The sequence below is a fragment of the Streptomyces sp. NK08204 genome (genome assembly GCF_020400585.1).
GTDB lineage: Bacteria > Actinomycetota > Actinomycetes > Streptomycetales > Streptomycetaceae > Streptomyces.
This window is the reverse complement of sequence record NZ_JAINVF010000108.1, coordinates 1-264: the sequence shown is the minus strand read 5'-3', so window position 1 is coordinate 264 and position 264 is coordinate 1. Positions and strand designations below refer to the sequence as shown.

General features: G+C 67.4%; 1 pseudogene. It reads right to left on the bottom strand.

The features are described from left to right. Positions 1-264, bottom strand: a pseudogene (locus K7G59_RS34525) (glucose-6-phosphate isomerase); the annotation flags it as partial.

Here is a 264-nt window from a genome sequence, read left to right as displayed (position 1 = left end):
AGGGAGCGTTGGCCTCGGCGGGTGCGGTGCGGAAGTGGTCGTCGACCAGGCGGAAGCCCTCGAGCATCTCGCGGAAGCGGTCCGGGCCGATGGCGATCATCAGGGACAGGCCGATCGCGGAGTCGTACGAGTACCGGCCGCCGACCCAGTCCCAGAACTCGAACATGTTGGCCGTGTCGATGCCGAACTCGGCGACCTTCTCCGCGTTGGTGGACAGTGCCACGAAATGCTCGGCCACCGCCTTCTCGTCGCCGTCGAAGGCCG